Source organism: Coleofasciculus sp. C1-SOL-03, assembly GCF_040220555.1.
Taxonomy (GTDB): Bacteria; Cyanobacteriota; Cyanobacteriia; order Cyanobacteriales; family Coleofasciculaceae; genus Coleofasciculus.
Map to the genome: position 1 here is coordinate 102,687 of NZ_JAVJUO010000195.1, position 15,200 is coordinate 117,886.

Here is a 15,200-nt window from a genome sequence, read left to right on the forward strand (position 1 = left end):
AGATTAGGGAACAGGGAACAGGGAACAGGGAACAGTCAGGGTTTGAGGGTGATTTACCAAACTTAATACAGCACCGTTTTCTTTTGTCTGACTACTTATTTCCTTTCAGGTTCTTAGCCTGTAGCCGTGGGTAGAGTGAGTTATTCCAAAGTATTTTAATTTTAAAATTGAGTAATAAAAGATCACAGGGTTGATCAGCGCGATCGCTCTTCCAGCCAATGTTCCAAATCTGCCAAACTGTTAAAGTCTAAAAAATCTTCTCCTAAACGTTCCAACTCTTCAATCGATAACGCTTCAATTTGGCTAGTTATCGCGATATTAATCTCACCAAAACGCTTTTTGAGTTGACGCCGGATTAACGCGATCGCTTCCGTGAGTTTTCCTTCTTCTTTACCTTCTTCTTTGGCATAAGTTATCCGCCCTTTCTCATCTTGTAACATTATCCCTCGGCGATCAACCACCTCTAACTCTTCTACCGTCATTTTGGCTTGGTTGGCAATATTTAAAGCCAGTTCTATCTCACGGACTTCTCCTAAATTATCGGGTATGGCATCTAAGGTGGCAGCTTCTTTAATAAAATAAATCCATTTATCGCTTAAACTCTTTAATTCTGACAGGGTTTTCTTAAATTTCGGCAATTCTATAAAAATGAGTTGCAATTCGGTATCGGGATAAGCAAATTTTTTCGTTTTTTCCTGAAAGATAAATTGATTAATTACATCAGGAGTCTGGTTAAACAGGATAAAATCGGTGATCGTGACAGCAATCACCGGAGTAAGACTGAGATAGTCTTCGCCGATACCTAACTGATTGGTATAAGCTTTGCTTAAATTATAAACAACTCGTTTACTAAAAGCACTTACCCGTGCTATTTGCATTTCAATAACGACAATAGACCCATCATACAAAACCGCTTTTATATCTAAATATGTGTCTTTTAAGGTCATTGCCTGACCCGGATTATAGGGATTGATAATTGTCAAGGATTGAATAATCTTCTCGCCCCCATAAATTATCGCATTGAGAAAACTGATTAAAATATCCTTACTTTGTTCAGAACCAAATATTTTTTTAAAGGCATAATCGACCTTGGGACTGATAAATTTCATACTTCCCCCATTTAAGCCTAAATATATTTAAGATAGTTAAATTGTACCACTAGCTAAAGCTAGAGACTTTCCATGGCGCGTCTCTACATAAATGATGTGTCCTAACCGTCTTGGCGGTTGCTATAACCCATTTACAGCCCTTGGTACACAGATAGATCCAGATAGATCCCCGACTTCTCCAAGAAGTCGGGGATCTTGCTTAAGTACCTCATCAGAGGTTTTTTAAGATTGGGGTTTAGGTAAGACAAGGAAGATAAATAGACCAGTAAACAAGGAAGAGTTTTAACGAAATCATCTTTGGAGATACGAATGTCGCTCAAAACCTGATTTTAAAGTTTTAGACGGCTTGTCACCCCTTCAGCCGGAGAACGCTACCCTCGTTATAACCCAGTCCGCGCAGGCGGACTTTGTTTGTGTAGCTGCGATTTCAATCGCCGTAGCGATCGCTCTAATCAGGGCGGGTTTAGTGATATCAGAGTGAAAACTAAACCTTAATAATAAAACCCGCCCCTACACTCTACCTCATCGGCGGTGTCTGGAAATTCATCTCCCCAGACATAGGTACCGACTCCAGCAACTGGAGAATGCGCTGTAAGGGAATATCCACCCACTTGGGTCGATTATTGAGTTCATAGCCTAACTCATAAATCGATTTCTCAAACAGATAAGCATCCAACAGCACCTGTAACTCCTGAGTCGTTTGCGGAATAAACGAATGACCTGCACTTGTCGCCAGATAGGTTTTTAGGAAGGTATCACTCACCCAGGAATACCAGAACCCAGTCCATTGTTCCATCACCGAGAGATTATCCGGGCGGATCATACCACTGTCCATTTCATTGCGTAAGCCCAGCGCCACTGCATAGTGGAACGATTGCAGCATTCCCGCCACATCTCGCAGGGGCGATCGCTTCATGCGGCGTTCACTCAGAGGACGGGCGGGTTCTCCCTCAAAGTCAATGATAATTAAGTCTTTCCCCGTATATAAGACTTGTCCTAAATGGAAATCCCCATGACACCGAGTCCGCATCGACGTAATTTGCAGATTGAGTAAGGCTTTAAAGCGTCCTAAAATCTGCTCTTGGCGGTTGAGAATGGTTTGGGCTAAGGGCTGAGTGTCCTCCGGTAATACCTCGATCCGTTTTTTCAGTAGCAGTAACACCTGACCCGTCAGGTTCCGCATATACTGATACACAGACCGTTGATAGAACGAGGTAAACGGTTCTGGGGCAAAGTTAGGATTCTCCGCATCCGAGGACAAAGCAATATGCAATTGAGCCGTTCGCTTTGCCAACAGTTGCGTCGTATCCAAATAGGGAACAATCAGATCGTAGCCAAAGGGCGGATCAGTTCGATCCAGCGACTCGACAGCCGAGGGTAAGAGGAGTTCCATCTCCTGTAAATCTGATCCGGGCAATACCATCACTTGTTCAAAATAACCGCGCAGGGAATCTAAGGTATAGGACCAAGCATTGGTGGTATTGGGAACAAATGCTTGCAAAGCGCCGATGGTGATCGTATCTGAGTTGGAAGCGCGATACTCCAGCGCCCCCGCCACGGGAACAAAATGTTCGGTGACTTTTTTCTCGGTGAGGAAACGCCCAATTTCTAAGTCTGGGTTAATTCCTTCCTCAACCTTACGGAACAGCTTTAAGATAAAGCGATCGCCATACACGATTGAAGTATTACTTTGTTCGCCTCTGAGTAGATGCGGTTCCAGGTGAGTCGCCTCTTGCATCAGTTCAGCCAGGGCGTCTGTTGCTGTAGCCACTAAGGTTCCCGCCTTTCCTTTATAGCGATGCTTGTGACGCACGGCGTCTAAGGGGAAGGCTAAAAAGTCCGGTTCAGCTACTGCATCGAATAATAAGCCCACCTCTTCCTGTCCCTCAACCTGGAGATAGGCAATGACCTGATGAGCCTGAATGTTCGACCCATCGCCACCCAGTTCCGTTCCGGGCGCGTAAGCTAAGGGCAGAATGTAGGTTTCTGGGATACCCTCAGTGTACTCTAACTTGAGGAAAAGTAACTCCGCCTCGGTTTGTTTATAGGAGACGGGAATCGCTTCCACAATCTCTGCCGATTGTACCGTCCTTGCCTTACCCCCAAACCAGCGACAAGTATAGAGGTAATTGGGCAAAATCGACTCCAAGGTTGTCTTTAAAATCGGTTGAGAAAACACCGTTTGCCATTTGCCACTCACCCTCAGCGTCGGCGGTTGAACTTGGGAACTGGGAGTTTCCGCTAGAGTGTCTTGCAACTGGAGGGTAAACCAGTAGAAGCTATGCGGACCCAAGCTGAGGAAATAGGATGAAGAACCAATTGCTGGGAATTGGGTACGTCCAAAAATCTCCACCGGTACCATCCCTTGGAATGCCGAGAGATCCAACTCTACAGTTTGCACAAATCGCGACAAGTTGGCAACCACTAAAATATGTTCCCCAGCATAAGTGCGGGTAAATGCCAAAACCTTACGGTTATCGGGATGGAGAAACTCAAACGTTCCTCGCCCAAAGGCTTGGAAACGCTGGCGGGTGGCAATTAACCGCTTCATCCACCACCACAGGGAATTGGGATTCCCCTGCTGCGCTTCTACATTAATCGCTTCATAATGATATTCTGGGTCAACAATCGGCGGGGCGTAAAGTCGTTGCGGATTCGTGCGCGAGAAGCCAGCATTGCGGTCAGCACTCCATTGCATCGGTGTGCGAACCCCGTTGCGATCGCCTAGATAAATATTATCGCCCATACCAATCTCATCACCGTAGTATAAGACTGGCGTACCGGGGAGAGACAGCAGCAACCCATTCATCAACTCAATTTGGTCGCGATTATTCCCCATCAGAGGTGCAAGGCGGCGACGAATCCCTAAATTGAGTCGTGCCTGCGGGTCTTCTGCATACATTTTATACATGTAGTCCCGGTCTTCATCGCTGACCATTTCCAGAGTCAGTTCGTCGTGATTCCGCAGGAACAATGCCCACTGACAGTTATTGGGAATTTGCGGCGTCTGGTTGAGAATATCAATGATCGGGAAATTATCCTCCATCTTTAATGCCATAAACAGACGTGGCATTAGGGGAAAATGGAAATTCATGTGACATTCATCCCCCTGCCCATAATACTCCGCCGCATCTTCGGGCCACTGATTCGCCTCAGCCAACAGCATCCGATTGGGGAACTTGGCATCAACATGGGCGCGTAACTGTTTCAAGAACGCATGGGTAGCGGCTAAGTTTTCACAGTTTGTGTCTTCTTGTTCATACAAATAAGGCACGGCGTCCATCCGCAGTCCATCCACGCCCATTGCCAACCATAAATCCACAACCTCTAAAACGGCTTTACCGACTTCCGGATTTTCGTAATTGAGGTCAGGTTGATGGGAATAGAAACGATGCCAATAATACGCTTTAGCAACTGAGTCCCACGCCCAGTTAGAATGTTCAAAATCCTGGAAAATAATCCGGGCATCTTTATATTTTTCTGGGTTCTCACTCCAGACATAAAAATCCCGTTCACTGCTGCCTTTGGGGGCTTTGCGAGCGCGTTGAAACCAGGGGTGCTGATCCGAGGTATGGTTAACAATTAACTCAATGATTACCCGAATCCCCCGTTGATGCGCCGCATCTAACAGCTCTTGGAAGTCTTCGATTGTGCCAAAAATGGGGTTAATTTTTTTATATTCGGCTATATCGTAGCCATCATCTTTAAGCGGAGAGGGGAAAAAGGGTAATGTCCAGATTGCAGTGACCCCTAAATCCCGTAAATAATCCAGCTTCGATGTCAAGCCACGCAAGTCACCAATTCCATCACCATTGCTATCGGCAAAGGCACGAATCGGCACTTCATAGATAATGGCATCTTTAAACCATAACGGATCATCTTTCAAGATTGAATTAAGCATTTGTTCTTTGGTAGTTCTCCCTGGTTTATTGATAATTGACAATTGTCAATTGTCAATTGTAATTGGTCATTTGTTCTTTGTTGCAGACAATGTGTACTCTATAGGGGCGGGGTTAAAAATATCAGGGTGAAAGAAAATTAAACGTTAGTGGTAAAACCCGCCCCTACATCGGAAATGGGGTTTGGAGACCAAACCCCTACGACTCTATTGCCTTACCCAGAAAACATGGGCTGGAATACCCTGAGGATTGAGTTCCACATAATTATGTCCACCAAACCAGGTGTAGTGGGTATCACTGAGTAGGTCATGGAGATAGTATTCCCGATAGGGGTCAATCCCTAAGGATTCTAAGGGCAAATCAATGAAGCCTGCTTGCATCCATTGAGGGTCAAAACTGACCACCATTAGCATCACATCCTTGAAATCATCAGTCTGTTTGCTGTAACAAATGATCTGATGATTATCCGTGTGATGAAACCGCAAACTGCCATTACTTTGCAACGCGGGATGTTCCCGACGAGCAAAATTAACCCGGGCAATCAAGTCTTTGATTGTATACGGACTATTTAAATCCCATTCCCGAATCTGATATTTCTCTGAGTTTAAATACTCTTCACTCCCCGGTTTCAGCGCCCGATTTTCGCACACTTCAAACGCGGGTCCATAAATCCCATAGTTTGCCGTTAAGGTTGCGGCTAGCACTAAACGAATAATACAGGCAGGGCGTCCCCCATGCTGAATAAACTCATGCAAAATATCCGGGGTATTGGGCCAAAAGTTAGGGCGAAAGATGTCGTGAGCAGGGGTTTGGGTGAGTTCGGTGAGATATTGGGTCATTTCCCACTTACTATTACGCCAAGTGAAATAGGTATAGGATTGGGTAAATCCTAACTTGGCGAGACGATACATCACCTTGGGACGGGTAAAGGATTCCGAAAGTAAAATTAAATCGGGATAGGTTTGTCTCAAATCCGCAATCACCCATTCCCAAAAATCGAATGCCTTGGTATGGGGGTTATCGACTCGGAAAATCCGCACGCCTTTTTCAATCCAAAAAAGCATGACACTCCGCAGTTCTTGCCACAGATTTTGCCAGTCTGGGGTTTCAAAGTCAATCGGATAAATATCCTGATATTTTTTTGGCGGATTCTCGGCGTATTGAATCGTCCCATCCGGGCGCTGGCGGAACCATTGGGGATTTTCTTTGACGTAGGGGTGATCCGGAGAACATTGGAAGGCTAAGTCTAGGGCAATTTCAATCCCATGTTCAGCGGCTTTGGCGACAAATTCCTCAAAGTCAGCCATGGTTCCTAGTTGGGGATGAACCGCCCTGTGTCCGCCTTCGGCTGCACCAATACCCCAGGGTACACCCACATCGTCAGGTTCGGCGACATTGACGTTATTTTTGCCTTTGCGAAATTGCTTGCCAATGGGATGAATCGGGGGTAAATACAGGACATCAAACCCCATACTGGCAATATAGGGTAAGCGGGCTTGAGCATCTTTGAATGTGCCATGTTTGCCCGGTTCACCACAGGAACGAGGAAACATTTCGTACCAGGTGCTAAACCTTGCCCGTTCTCGGTCTACGATAATTCTCAGTTCTTTGTGGTAGGTGCTGGCAAATTTGCGATCGGGGTATTTTGCCATCAGTTGCCCAAGTTCCGGGGAAATGGCTTTATCCCCTAAAATTGGTTGGGCGACATCTTGCGATCGCAGTGTCGCGACCCAGGTTTTTAACTGTGCCGCATCATCCCCACTGGCGCGTTTCACCGCCTCTTCGACTAAGTTTGCCCCAATCAGCAAGTCAACTGAGACCTCCTGTTCGGCTGCCAATTTCTTGGTCATGTCCCGTTGCCAGGATTTAAAATGATCCGCCCAGCCCATAATGGTATAGACATAATCCCCCATCTCTGATACAGTGAATTCTCCCTGCCAGCGATCGTTCACCGTTGGCGATAAGGGAACCTCAAACCAGGTTTGGGATTTTTGGGGACGGTACAAAATGACGCCAGAAACGGCATCATGACTGTCACAGAACATATCCACTTCCACATGGACTCGTTCCCCAACTGTCCGCTTGATGGCAAAACGACCCCCATCGATTTGGGGCAACACACCCTCGATTTGAACTCGTCTCCGACCTTCCTCTGGCAATGGCAGCATGATCAACACGTCCTTTAGCTTTTGCTTCTAAAACAGTCGCAGGTGCCCCTTACTGTCATACCGCTTTATCCTTCAGCCCTTACTCTTGTTCCTTTGACTCTGGTTAAGAGACTGAAGTTGGTGTAACTACCTAAATGTAAAGCGTTTCGATAAACCTGTCCGACTGCTACATTAGTTAACTTTACGAATTAATGTCAAGATTTCTATGCAAAATGTTAATAAACAGCGTTATACTCAAAAGATTTACGGCTATTAGCCTACAGGAAATACCCATTTGATTCATCTGACCTAGGTATGAGCGATCGTTAAGCTCATCCTTGGTGTCCCATGACTCCAAAATAACGGGAGATTCCTATGCCAGCCGATCTACACTGGTGTCTTGTGGAGTCGGTATCTCATCCCTAGGTATCAAGTTAAGCCAAAACCTTTGCTAATTCTTGCTTCCAGCAACTCGTACCTGGTAGCTTTTGAGACTTATACCCAGTTGCCGTATAATGTATAGCTTTCTTTTTCCCCAATCTCCCCATCTCCCCCTCACCCCATCTACTCTATCTGCTATCTTTGAACGCAACTTGGTATTACCCGTCAAAATTATGCCCCAGCGTCCCCTGCACCCCCTACTTAGAGGCTGTCGTCACTCTAACAAATTTACAAAATCTTTAAATCATCGCTTTATAGCTTTAAGATAACTTTATCCATTAAAGTTCAGTTATGAGTAAAATACTAATACAGACCTTTTCAGAGGACGCAAGAAACTTAAACGAATTGTAGTTCTGCTGAACAGACCCCTCAATTGAGTAGAGAAACTGTTCGTGACTTGGCAGCTATGAACAGTTTATACTTCGATCATGTCCGCTCAAGTACCCTTGATAAAAATGGCTGAAACTCCTTGCTTTAGGTCATCACAATTATGGGAAATCATCGATCAGGACATGATATAAGTCCGACTTACTGCTAGTGAAACCTGGGTTTTGCATAAGTTAGCTAAGCGATAAATTTGGCTGCCCATAATTGATTAATAATCAGGGGATAATTCATGAAAAAGGAACTGAGACTGGTTAAGCACATATTGTTCTTCGCTACACCTCTAGTCGCGAGTTCAGTCATAGCTGTTTCACCAACTCTGGCAGCGACCTTTGCCTCGGCGGAAGCCAACGTATTTCTAGGAAACTTTAATAAAAGCCCAGATTTATCGACGGTCTCAGCTAAAACGAATACGATCGCAATGACACCCGTCAACGTCATCTCACATTCAGATGAGGGGGAACATGCCAGTTCCGCATCGGCAGGGGACTCAGCAACAGCTATCGCCGAAGCCGATTCACTGTTTTTCACCAACCCTCCAGCCTTTGCCGCTAACACAACCTTGAGTGAGGCGTTTGGCGAAGCTGAAAACTTTTTGGGATTTGCCCAAAGTGAAGCGTCGGTAACCGGTGGATTCTTGATTAATCCAGCCCCGAATTCGACGGAAACATTTTCTTTTGATTTTACGGCTTTCTCTACCCTAATCACTTCAGGAGAAGAGAGTGAGGCGAAAGCTGATATATCCATAGTAATTTTAGGCGGAACTGATCCTAATCCGGTGAATCAAACGGTTTTTGATATCTTCTCTGTGTCCGGAGAGTTAAACACCCTAGGACAGGATGACGTATTCTCGGTTGAAGTCAGCGACAACTTTACCTTAGATACCTTCTTGCCATCGGGAGACTTTGGTGTGGACTTAGAGGAAGAATTGGCGGATGTCTTGGCGATGGGTTCCTATCAGCGTCAGTTTGATCGCCCAACTTATCTAACGTTCATAGAAACCAAAGAAACCAAGGCAACAGTTCAAGACTCTACACAAGTACCCGAGCCGATTAGCACTCTAGGTTTATTGGTTTTTAGTTGCTTAGTCGGTTTTAGCTCTAGATGTAAAGTTTCTTAAGAATAGCTTTTCCTAGACTATTTTTACAACACATTATTCCTTAATTAATCCCTTGACTTGAGGGATTAATTATACTTTTGAAATCTGGATTAAGTATAAATAATCGATAGACTTTTATCGGATACCATTTCTCGGACTTTAGCCCTAGATTCCGCCCGAGTAACATGGGTCAACTCAACCTACAGTTGTGCCACGCTACTACAAGGGGTGGATATGGCGCAACATTATGGAGAATTGGTATGATACTCACCAATTCATAAACCCTTTAAAAAGAGATTTTTATTTTCAAACTAACTTCACCCATTCAATTTATATTAGGGATAGGATATAACTATAAAGCGTTGGGAGTTACGAGAGTTAAAATCTACTGAGGCTTGGCTAGACCTAACTATTCTTTAATTCTCACAACTGTTCATTTATTAATCCTAAATAACAGTTGGCCGTAAGTCATATTTGCTCACCAACACATCGATATTTATAACCGCTATGTCGAGCGTGAGATTGTGCTGTCCCTATTGATGACAAGGAAAAAATCATGAAAAAAGAACTGAGACTTGCTCAAAGCGTATTGTTCTTCGCTGCACCATTAGTAACAAGTTCGGTATTGCTAGTTTCACCAAGTCTGGCGGCAACGTTTGCTTCGGCTGAGGCTAACGTATTTCTAGAAAACTTTAGTCAAAGCCCTGATTCTTCTACAGTTTCAGCGAAGACGAATACGGTGACAATGACACCAGTCGGTTCAGTTTTAGATGCAGATGAGGGTGAAAATGCCAGTTCCGTATCGGCAGGAGACTCAGCCACGGCTATCGCCCAAGCGGATTCACTGTTTTTTACGAATTCCCCAGCTTTTGCTACAAACACAAACTTGAGTGAGGCTTTTGGTGATCAAGACAACTTCTTCGGATTCGCCCAAAGTGAAGCATCAGTAATTGGAGAATTTCTTCTTAATCCAGCCCCGAATTCGACGGAATCATTTTCTTTCGATTTTACGGCTTTCTTTAACCTGGCAACTTCAGGGGAAAAGAGTACGGCTGCGGCTGATATATCATTAGTGGTGTTAGGGGGAACTGACCCTAATCCGGCAAATCAAACAGTCTTTGACTTCTTCTCAGTCTCTGGGGAGTTAAACACCTTAGGAGAGGATGACTTATTCTCAGTTGACGCTAGCGACAACTTCACCTTAAATACATTCTTACCCTCTGGAGACTTTGGTGTGGACATAGAGGAAGAGTCGGCGGATCTCTTGGCGATGGGTTCCTATCAACGTCAGTTTGATCGCCCGACTTATCTAACGTTCGTAGAAACCAAAGAAACTAAAGCAACGGTTCAAGCATCGACACAAGTACCTGAGCCTGCTAGCACTCTCGCGTTAGTAATATTTGGTGGCTGGCTCAGTCTAGCTGGTAGATCTATCAGCATGGGTTGTCGATCAAGAAGGAGAATCTTGTAGTCACAGGTATAAGCAGATTATTGTCTGATTTATAGCCAATAATTGATATCTGATCAATCGCCTGAATTTAGGAGGTTGATCCGGTTATTTTGTTGATTAAAGTAAACTATTAAAAATAGTAAAAAAAAATGACTACAACTAGATAATATGCTAGTTAAACAGGACTGCCAAAATGGCAGCTTTATTTTTCAAGATGCTCCATTTTGCTGCTTATTTTATCTACACTATTGACAGAAATAAATTACAAATCCAATAAATGGAGAGTTAAACCAATGGTATTTCTCAACTTAACCAGCAACAATGATATCGTCAATCTAACCACTAATCCTGCTGCAACAAATAGTAATGATGTAATCTATGGTCGTCGTGGCGATGACCTGGTTTTGGCAGCAGATGGTGATGACTTTATCAAGGGCGATCAAGGCAATGACACCTTAGTCGGAGGGAACGGTAGTGACAAGCTGTATGGAGGTAGCGAAAATGACCTGCTTTTTGGCGAAGATGGCGATGACTTCATCAGAGGTGATCAGGGAAATGACACATTATTAGGAGGATTTGGTAACGACAAGCTGTTTGGAGGCAGCGAAAATGACTTGCTCTTTGCACATGATGGGGATGACTTACTCGATGGAGGTAGTGGTGACGATATCCTCAACGGCGGAGCTGGCAATGACCGACTTTTAGGGGGTATTGGTCAGGGTAACGGTACACTCACTTACGATTACGATGGCACGACCTTGACAGGTATTAATGATATCCTGAATGGGGAGAGCGGCGATGATACACTACTGGGGGGTAGTGGCAATGATGTCCTCAAGGGTGGAGATGACGACGACACAGCTCTTGCTAGCTTCGGCGATGACTTACTCCTTGGAGAAAGCGGTGATGATGACCTGCAAGGCGGTGCTGGTCAGGATACGTTAGAGGGGGGTGCAGGTGCTGATAATCTCCTCGGCGGGGAACAAGACGATTTACTTTTTGCCGGTTTGTCTAGTAATCCTTTTTCTACCACTGATAACGATACCTTGAGTGGTGGTAACGGCGATGATCGGCTAATTGGGGATGCAGGCAATGACATACTTGTTGGTGGAATTGGAGATGATATTCTCACAGGACTAATCGGGAATGATGTCCTCAATGGTACTGGAGGAACAGGAGCCGGTGAAGTGGATAGTTTGAGGGGTGATGCCATTGGTTTACCCTCCCAATTTTTCGGACAAGATACATTTGTACTTGGTGACGCCGATAACGTCTTCTATGCTGCTGCTGGCATTGGTGATTATGCTTTAATCAGAGACTTCCAAGATGGTTTAGATAAACTCCAGGTAAATGGCTCGTTCGACTATACTTTTGCGGGAGGAGCATTTGGCGGTGTGAACAGTGCATTTGTGATTGCGATCAATCCCAGTGATGGTGCTTCTGAAGTAATTGGTATTTTGCAAGGAGTTACATCTATTACGGTTAATCCGTTTGTTTTCGCCTAAACGTGGCAAAGATTTTATGGGCGCACGTCGGTGCGCCCCTACAGTTTCCGGACGTAAGCATAGTGATAAAGGATTTCCCTTCGGTTTTCAACTGCTTTCACTATGGATTAGGTAGTTTACTTCACTTTCTAACCACTGTCCAAATAGGCGATTGAGAATTTCTTGAGACCGTTCAGGAGTTAATTGGGCGGGGATAAACTCTTCTGCTCGTAACAGATGATAACCGAGATCGGTTTTAATTGGACCGACTACCTCGCCAATCGGCGCTGCAAAGACTGCCGATGCCATTTCCGGTTTTAAGCGCCAGCGGTAAACCTTTCCTTCATAACCGCACCGACGCTTGCGTTCTGGGTCAATATCGTAAAGGTGGGCTGCCTCATAAAAGCTAATTTCCCCTTCTTCAATTTCATAGAAAAGTTCTCGCGCCAAGGGTTCAGAGGCAAGAATCAGTTGATAGAGCAAAATTTGCTCATAGTCTAATCGATTTTGAGTAAAAAACTTTTCTACCTCGTTGCCAAACAAACAATCGGCTAATTTCTGGGTCAGCAAGCGCAGACGAATTCCTGCTTCCCAATCATCAGGTGTTATCCTCTGATCCGCCAACCAAGCCAAGGTGTCAGCCGCCTTTTCCAAGTGCATTGCCTGACGTTGCTTATCTGCCTCCGCCTGAATTTCTTCTGGCGTGACGACTATGCCTCGTTCCTGAGTCGCTCGCTCAATGACTCGTTGCGACCAAATCTGATGACAGACTTTTTTATACTGTATGTCTTGTTTGAGAAACTCAACAATTTCTTCTGACTCAACGGACGCGCCTGTATCCACCATTATCGATTGATTGGAACTCTCCTTAAACCTAACCCTGGGAAAACTCGGCTAGGTACACCGACAACCCTGTAGGAAATATTACTATCTTTTTGGACAAAGCTGGATGCGGAAAAGATGCTGATAAATGTAGTTGCAGGATTGTTGATGCTGGGGTTCGGTAGGATTACTCTCACCCTGGGGGAAGAGGGTGCAATAGAAGCCGGGGGAGCGCTTGTCGGGTTAGCGGTGACACTGGGGGAAAACCCTGGCTGATTATTAACGGCTGGAGACAAGGGAGTTGTTGTGCCAGGATTAGGACTACTGAGGGAACCGGGAGCAACGGTGGTGGTTGCTGGCGGCGGAGTATTCACGGAGGTATTGGCTGAAGTGCTACCCCCACTGGAAGTAGCCCCGGGCGTAAACGTTGCTCCTGGATTAGGACTACTCAGCGAATCTGTGAAAACATTAGCACTGGTTGTCGGCGGAGCATTCGTGGAGGCACTAGCGGAACTGCTACCACCACTGACGGTAGCACCAGGTACAAAAATCGTCTGACTACTGCTACTGGTACCTGTAGGTGAGGTGGCTGTGGCACTGCTGGTTGCACCTGCACCTTGGGAATTCACGAATGAACTACTCGAAGCACCTGCATTAACTATTTGAGCTAGGCAGGGCGAAGTAACTGCTAAAGTGCTAATTAAACTGATTAATATTAAATATAATTTGGTCATCATTGGTAAATCGCTCCTTACCTTAACAATGGAGAACTCTGACTGGATACAACTCCCTTTTTGTCAGCTTGCTTTTGTGTGAGCGTTCCCCTAGAGTAGGGGCTGTGAGTTATGGGCTTGGGTCTTTATCCGATTAGGTTGAAACCAAAGTTTCAATCCTACAGTCAGCAAACCAGCCAAAAGGAACGGGATACTTGAGGGTTCAGGCACTGCCGCAGCTTCTGTATCCGGAAGTGTAGGCGAGGCATTTGTGCTGTTACTTGTGCTGTTGTTACTTGTGTTGCTATCGATGCCAATAAAAGGAGAAGAATTGGTAGAAGCACTGGCTGAACTGCTAGCACCACTAACAATGCCTCCAGGCATGAACACTGTATGACTACTACTACTGTATTCTATAAGTGAGGTAGCTGCCCCATGACTGCTAGCACCTGCCCCGTGGGAATTCACGTATGAGCTACTCGAAGCACCTGCACTGACAATTGCCGCCGCAGCAGGAGGAGTAATAGCAATGACAAAGCCTCCGATTAAGCTAATACAAAAAGTGTAAGCTGTTGGTGGAGCCACATTAACCTCCTAAGAATGCTTTTTTAGGTTTCTAATTAGATCGATGGAACTAAACCGAACTCTGTTAGGTGCTGTCAATAGTCCTCAAACTCTTACAAATGACTAATGACGCTCTTCACCGCCCGACTTTAAGTCATGGCAACTTACTTAATTGAGCGCCCATTCAATAATTAGAAGCGTCCCGATAGTGAAAGCGGGACGCCGTAGCAATTAGACTACTCTAGTAACAGTAGTAGCAATAGCTATCACTTTGAGAGATAGATGTTGCACCTGCCGAAGAGAAGCTTGGATCAGTATAGGTGAAGGAGAAGGCTTCAGCGTTAGAATGGGGACCTTCAGCAGAGGCATCAGCTTCAGCTAAGGCACTGTTCCCGTAAACCGTTGAAGAGGTGTATAAGCGCTTATAGACATTGACATACTCATTGAGGGAAATGTCTACATCCTTATCGATATCGGTATCGAATTCAAGCTCGTAGTATCCACCAACAACTTTGTTGTCTTCGCTAAGGACTTCGAGGTGATTCAGGTCAGAAATATTCATGAGTTTTCTCCTTTTTTACAGTGAATTAGTTGGCAAAATTGGACGTTTGCTGTTATTGGGTACGCCAAGAGTTAACTTGAGACAGCTAGGCTACTTGTTTAGCACTTCCTTGTACAAGTAACCCTCTTGATTTTAGTAGTCGCTTTGAGAGATAGATGTTGCACCTGCCGAAGAGAAGTAGGGGTCGGTATAGGTGAAGGAGAAGGCTTCAGCGTTAGAGTCGTAGCCTTCAGCAGAGGCATCAGCTTCAGCTAATGCACTGTTCCCATAAACCGTTGAAGAGGTGTATAAGCGCTTATAGACATCGACACGCTCATAGATGTTAATGTTGACAGACTTATCGATATCGGTATCGAAGTTCAGTTCATCGGGGTCGTAGTAGTATCCACCAACAACTTTGTTGTCTTCGCTAACGACTTCGAGGTGATTGAGATCGGAAATGTTCATAGCTTTTCTCCTTAGTTTTGCAATTGATAGTGCTTTTGGGGATATTTGTCTTTCCTGAAAAGAGCCGATTTGGGGATCT

Annotated in this window: 11 protein-coding genes; 3 read left to right on the forward strand and 8 right to left on the reverse strand. The window is 45.1% G+C overall.

The annotated features are described in order from the left end of the window. Nucleotides 1–194 precede the first annotated feature (194 nt). From RIE73_RS30380 to RIE73_RS30390, 3 genes are all read right to left on the reverse strand, one after another. On the reverse strand, nt 195–1,109 hold the full coding sequence (locus RIE73_RS30380) for an Rpn family recombination-promoting nuclease/putative transposase (protein ID WP_446404719.1): 915 nt from the start codon (nt 1,107–1,109) through the stop codon (nt 195–197). A gap of 517 nt (nt 1,110–1,626) precedes the next feature. Further along, nucleotides 1,627–5,010, reverse strand: a complete 3,384-nt coding sequence (gene treS, locus RIE73_RS30385; protein WP_446404720.1) for a maltose alpha-D-glucosyltransferase — start codon at nt 5,008–5,010, stop codon at nt 1,627–1,629. 204 nt (nt 5,011–5,214) lie between these two features. Continuing rightward, nucleotides 5,215–7,176 carry an alpha-1,4-glucan--maltose-1-phosphate maltosyltransferase gene (locus RIE73_RS30390; protein ID WP_446404721.1) on the reverse strand — a complete coding sequence of 654 codons (1,962 nt, stop codon included), beginning with the start codon at nt 7,174–7,176 and terminating at the stop codon, nt 5,215–5,217. A gap of 1,036 nt (nt 7,177–8,212) precedes the next feature. On the opposite strand from RIE73_RS30390, the gene RIE73_RS30395 reads away from it, so the two are divergent. From RIE73_RS30395 to RIE73_RS30405, 3 genes are all read left to right on the forward strand, one after another. Then, nucleotides 8,213–9,100: a hypothetical protein gene (locus tag RIE73_RS30395; RefSeq protein ID WP_446404722.1), complete on the forward strand. Its 888-nt coding sequence runs from the start codon at nt 8,213–8,215 to the stop codon at nt 9,098–9,100. Nucleotides 9,101–9,635: 535 nt separating this feature from the next. Continuing rightward, nucleotides 9,636–10,550 carry a hypothetical protein gene (locus RIE73_RS30400; protein ID WP_446404723.1) on the forward strand — a complete coding sequence of 305 codons (915 nt, stop codon included), beginning with the start codon at nt 9,636–9,638 and terminating at the stop codon, nt 10,548–10,550. 272 nt (nt 10,551–10,822) lie between these two features. After that, nucleotides 10,823–12,034, forward strand: a complete 1,212-nt coding sequence (locus RIE73_RS30405; protein WP_446404724.1) for a calcium-binding protein — start codon at nt 10,823–10,825, stop codon at nt 12,032–12,034. A gap of 87 nt (nt 12,035–12,121) precedes the next feature. On the opposite strand, the gene RIE73_RS30410 is transcribed toward RIE73_RS30405, so the two are convergent. From RIE73_RS30410 to RIE73_RS30430, 5 genes are all read right to left on the reverse strand, one after another. Beyond that, the gene (locus RIE73_RS30410; RefSeq protein WP_006100319.1) at nt 12,122–12,859 is read right to left on the reverse strand and encodes a peptidylprolyl isomerase; all 738 of its coding nucleotides are present in this window, start codon (nt 12,857–12,859) and stop codon (nt 12,122–12,124) included. Beyond that, nucleotides 12,859–13,572 carry a hypothetical protein gene (locus tag RIE73_RS30415; RefSeq protein ID WP_446404725.1) on the reverse strand — a complete coding sequence of 238 codons (714 nt, stop codon included), beginning with the start codon at nt 13,570–13,572 and terminating at the stop codon, nt 12,859–12,861. The genes RIE73_RS30410 and RIE73_RS30415 overlap by 1 nt, the downstream gene beginning before the upstream one ends. A gap of 87 nt (nt 13,573–13,659) precedes the next feature. Further along, nucleotides 13,660–14,133 carry a hypothetical protein gene (locus RIE73_RS30420; RefSeq protein WP_446404726.1) on the reverse strand — a complete coding sequence of 158 codons (474 nt, stop codon included), beginning with the start codon at nt 14,131–14,133 and terminating at the stop codon, nt 13,660–13,662. A 220-nt stretch (nt 14,134–14,353) separates the two neighbouring features. Then, a complete protein-coding gene (locus RIE73_RS30425) occupies nt 14,354–14,674 on the reverse strand; it encodes a hypothetical protein (RefSeq protein ID WP_006100252.1) in 321 nt (106 codons plus the stop codon). Between the two features lie 132 nt (nt 14,675–14,806). Further along, on the reverse strand, nt 14,807–15,200 hold a 394-nt coding region (locus RIE73_RS30430; RefSeq protein ID WP_446404727.1), incomplete at its 5' end, for a hypothetical protein.

Excerpts from the sequence above, each read along its gene's own strand:
- treS (WP_446404720.1), bottom strand. The coding sequence starts at position 5,010 with ATGCTTAATTCAATCTTGAAAGATGATCCGTTATGGTTTAAAGATGCC.
- RIE73_RS30415 (WP_446404725.1), bottom strand. The coding sequence starts at position 13,572 with ATGATGACCAAATTATATTTAATATTAATCAGTTTAATTAGCACTTTA.
- RIE73_RS30425 (WP_006100252.1), bottom strand. The coding sequence starts at position 14,674 with ATGAATATTTCTGACCTGAATCACCTCGAAGTCCTTAGCGAAGACAAC.
- RIE73_RS30410 (WP_006100319.1), bottom strand. The coding sequence starts at position 12,859 with ATGGTGGATACAGGCGCGTCCGTTGAGTCAGAAGAAATTGTTGAGTTT.
- RIE73_RS30400 (WP_446404723.1), top strand. The coding sequence starts at position 9,636 with ATGAAAAAAGAACTGAGACTTGCTCAAAGCGTATTGTTCTTCGCTGCA.
- RIE73_RS30395 (WP_446404722.1), top strand. The coding sequence starts at position 8,213 with ATGAAAAAGGAACTGAGACTGGTTAAGCACATATTGTTCTTCGCTACA.
- RIE73_RS30380 (WP_446404719.1), bottom strand. The coding sequence starts at position 1,109 with ATGAAATTTATCAGTCCCAAGGTCGATTATGCCTTTAAAAAAATATTT.
- RIE73_RS30405 (WP_446404724.1), top strand. The coding sequence starts at position 10,823 with ATGGTATTTCTCAACTTAACCAGCAACAATGATATCGTCAATCTAACC.
- RIE73_RS30390 (WP_446404721.1), bottom strand. The coding sequence starts at position 7,176 with ATGCTGCCATTGCCAGAGGAAGGTCGGAGACGAGTTCAAATCGAGGGT.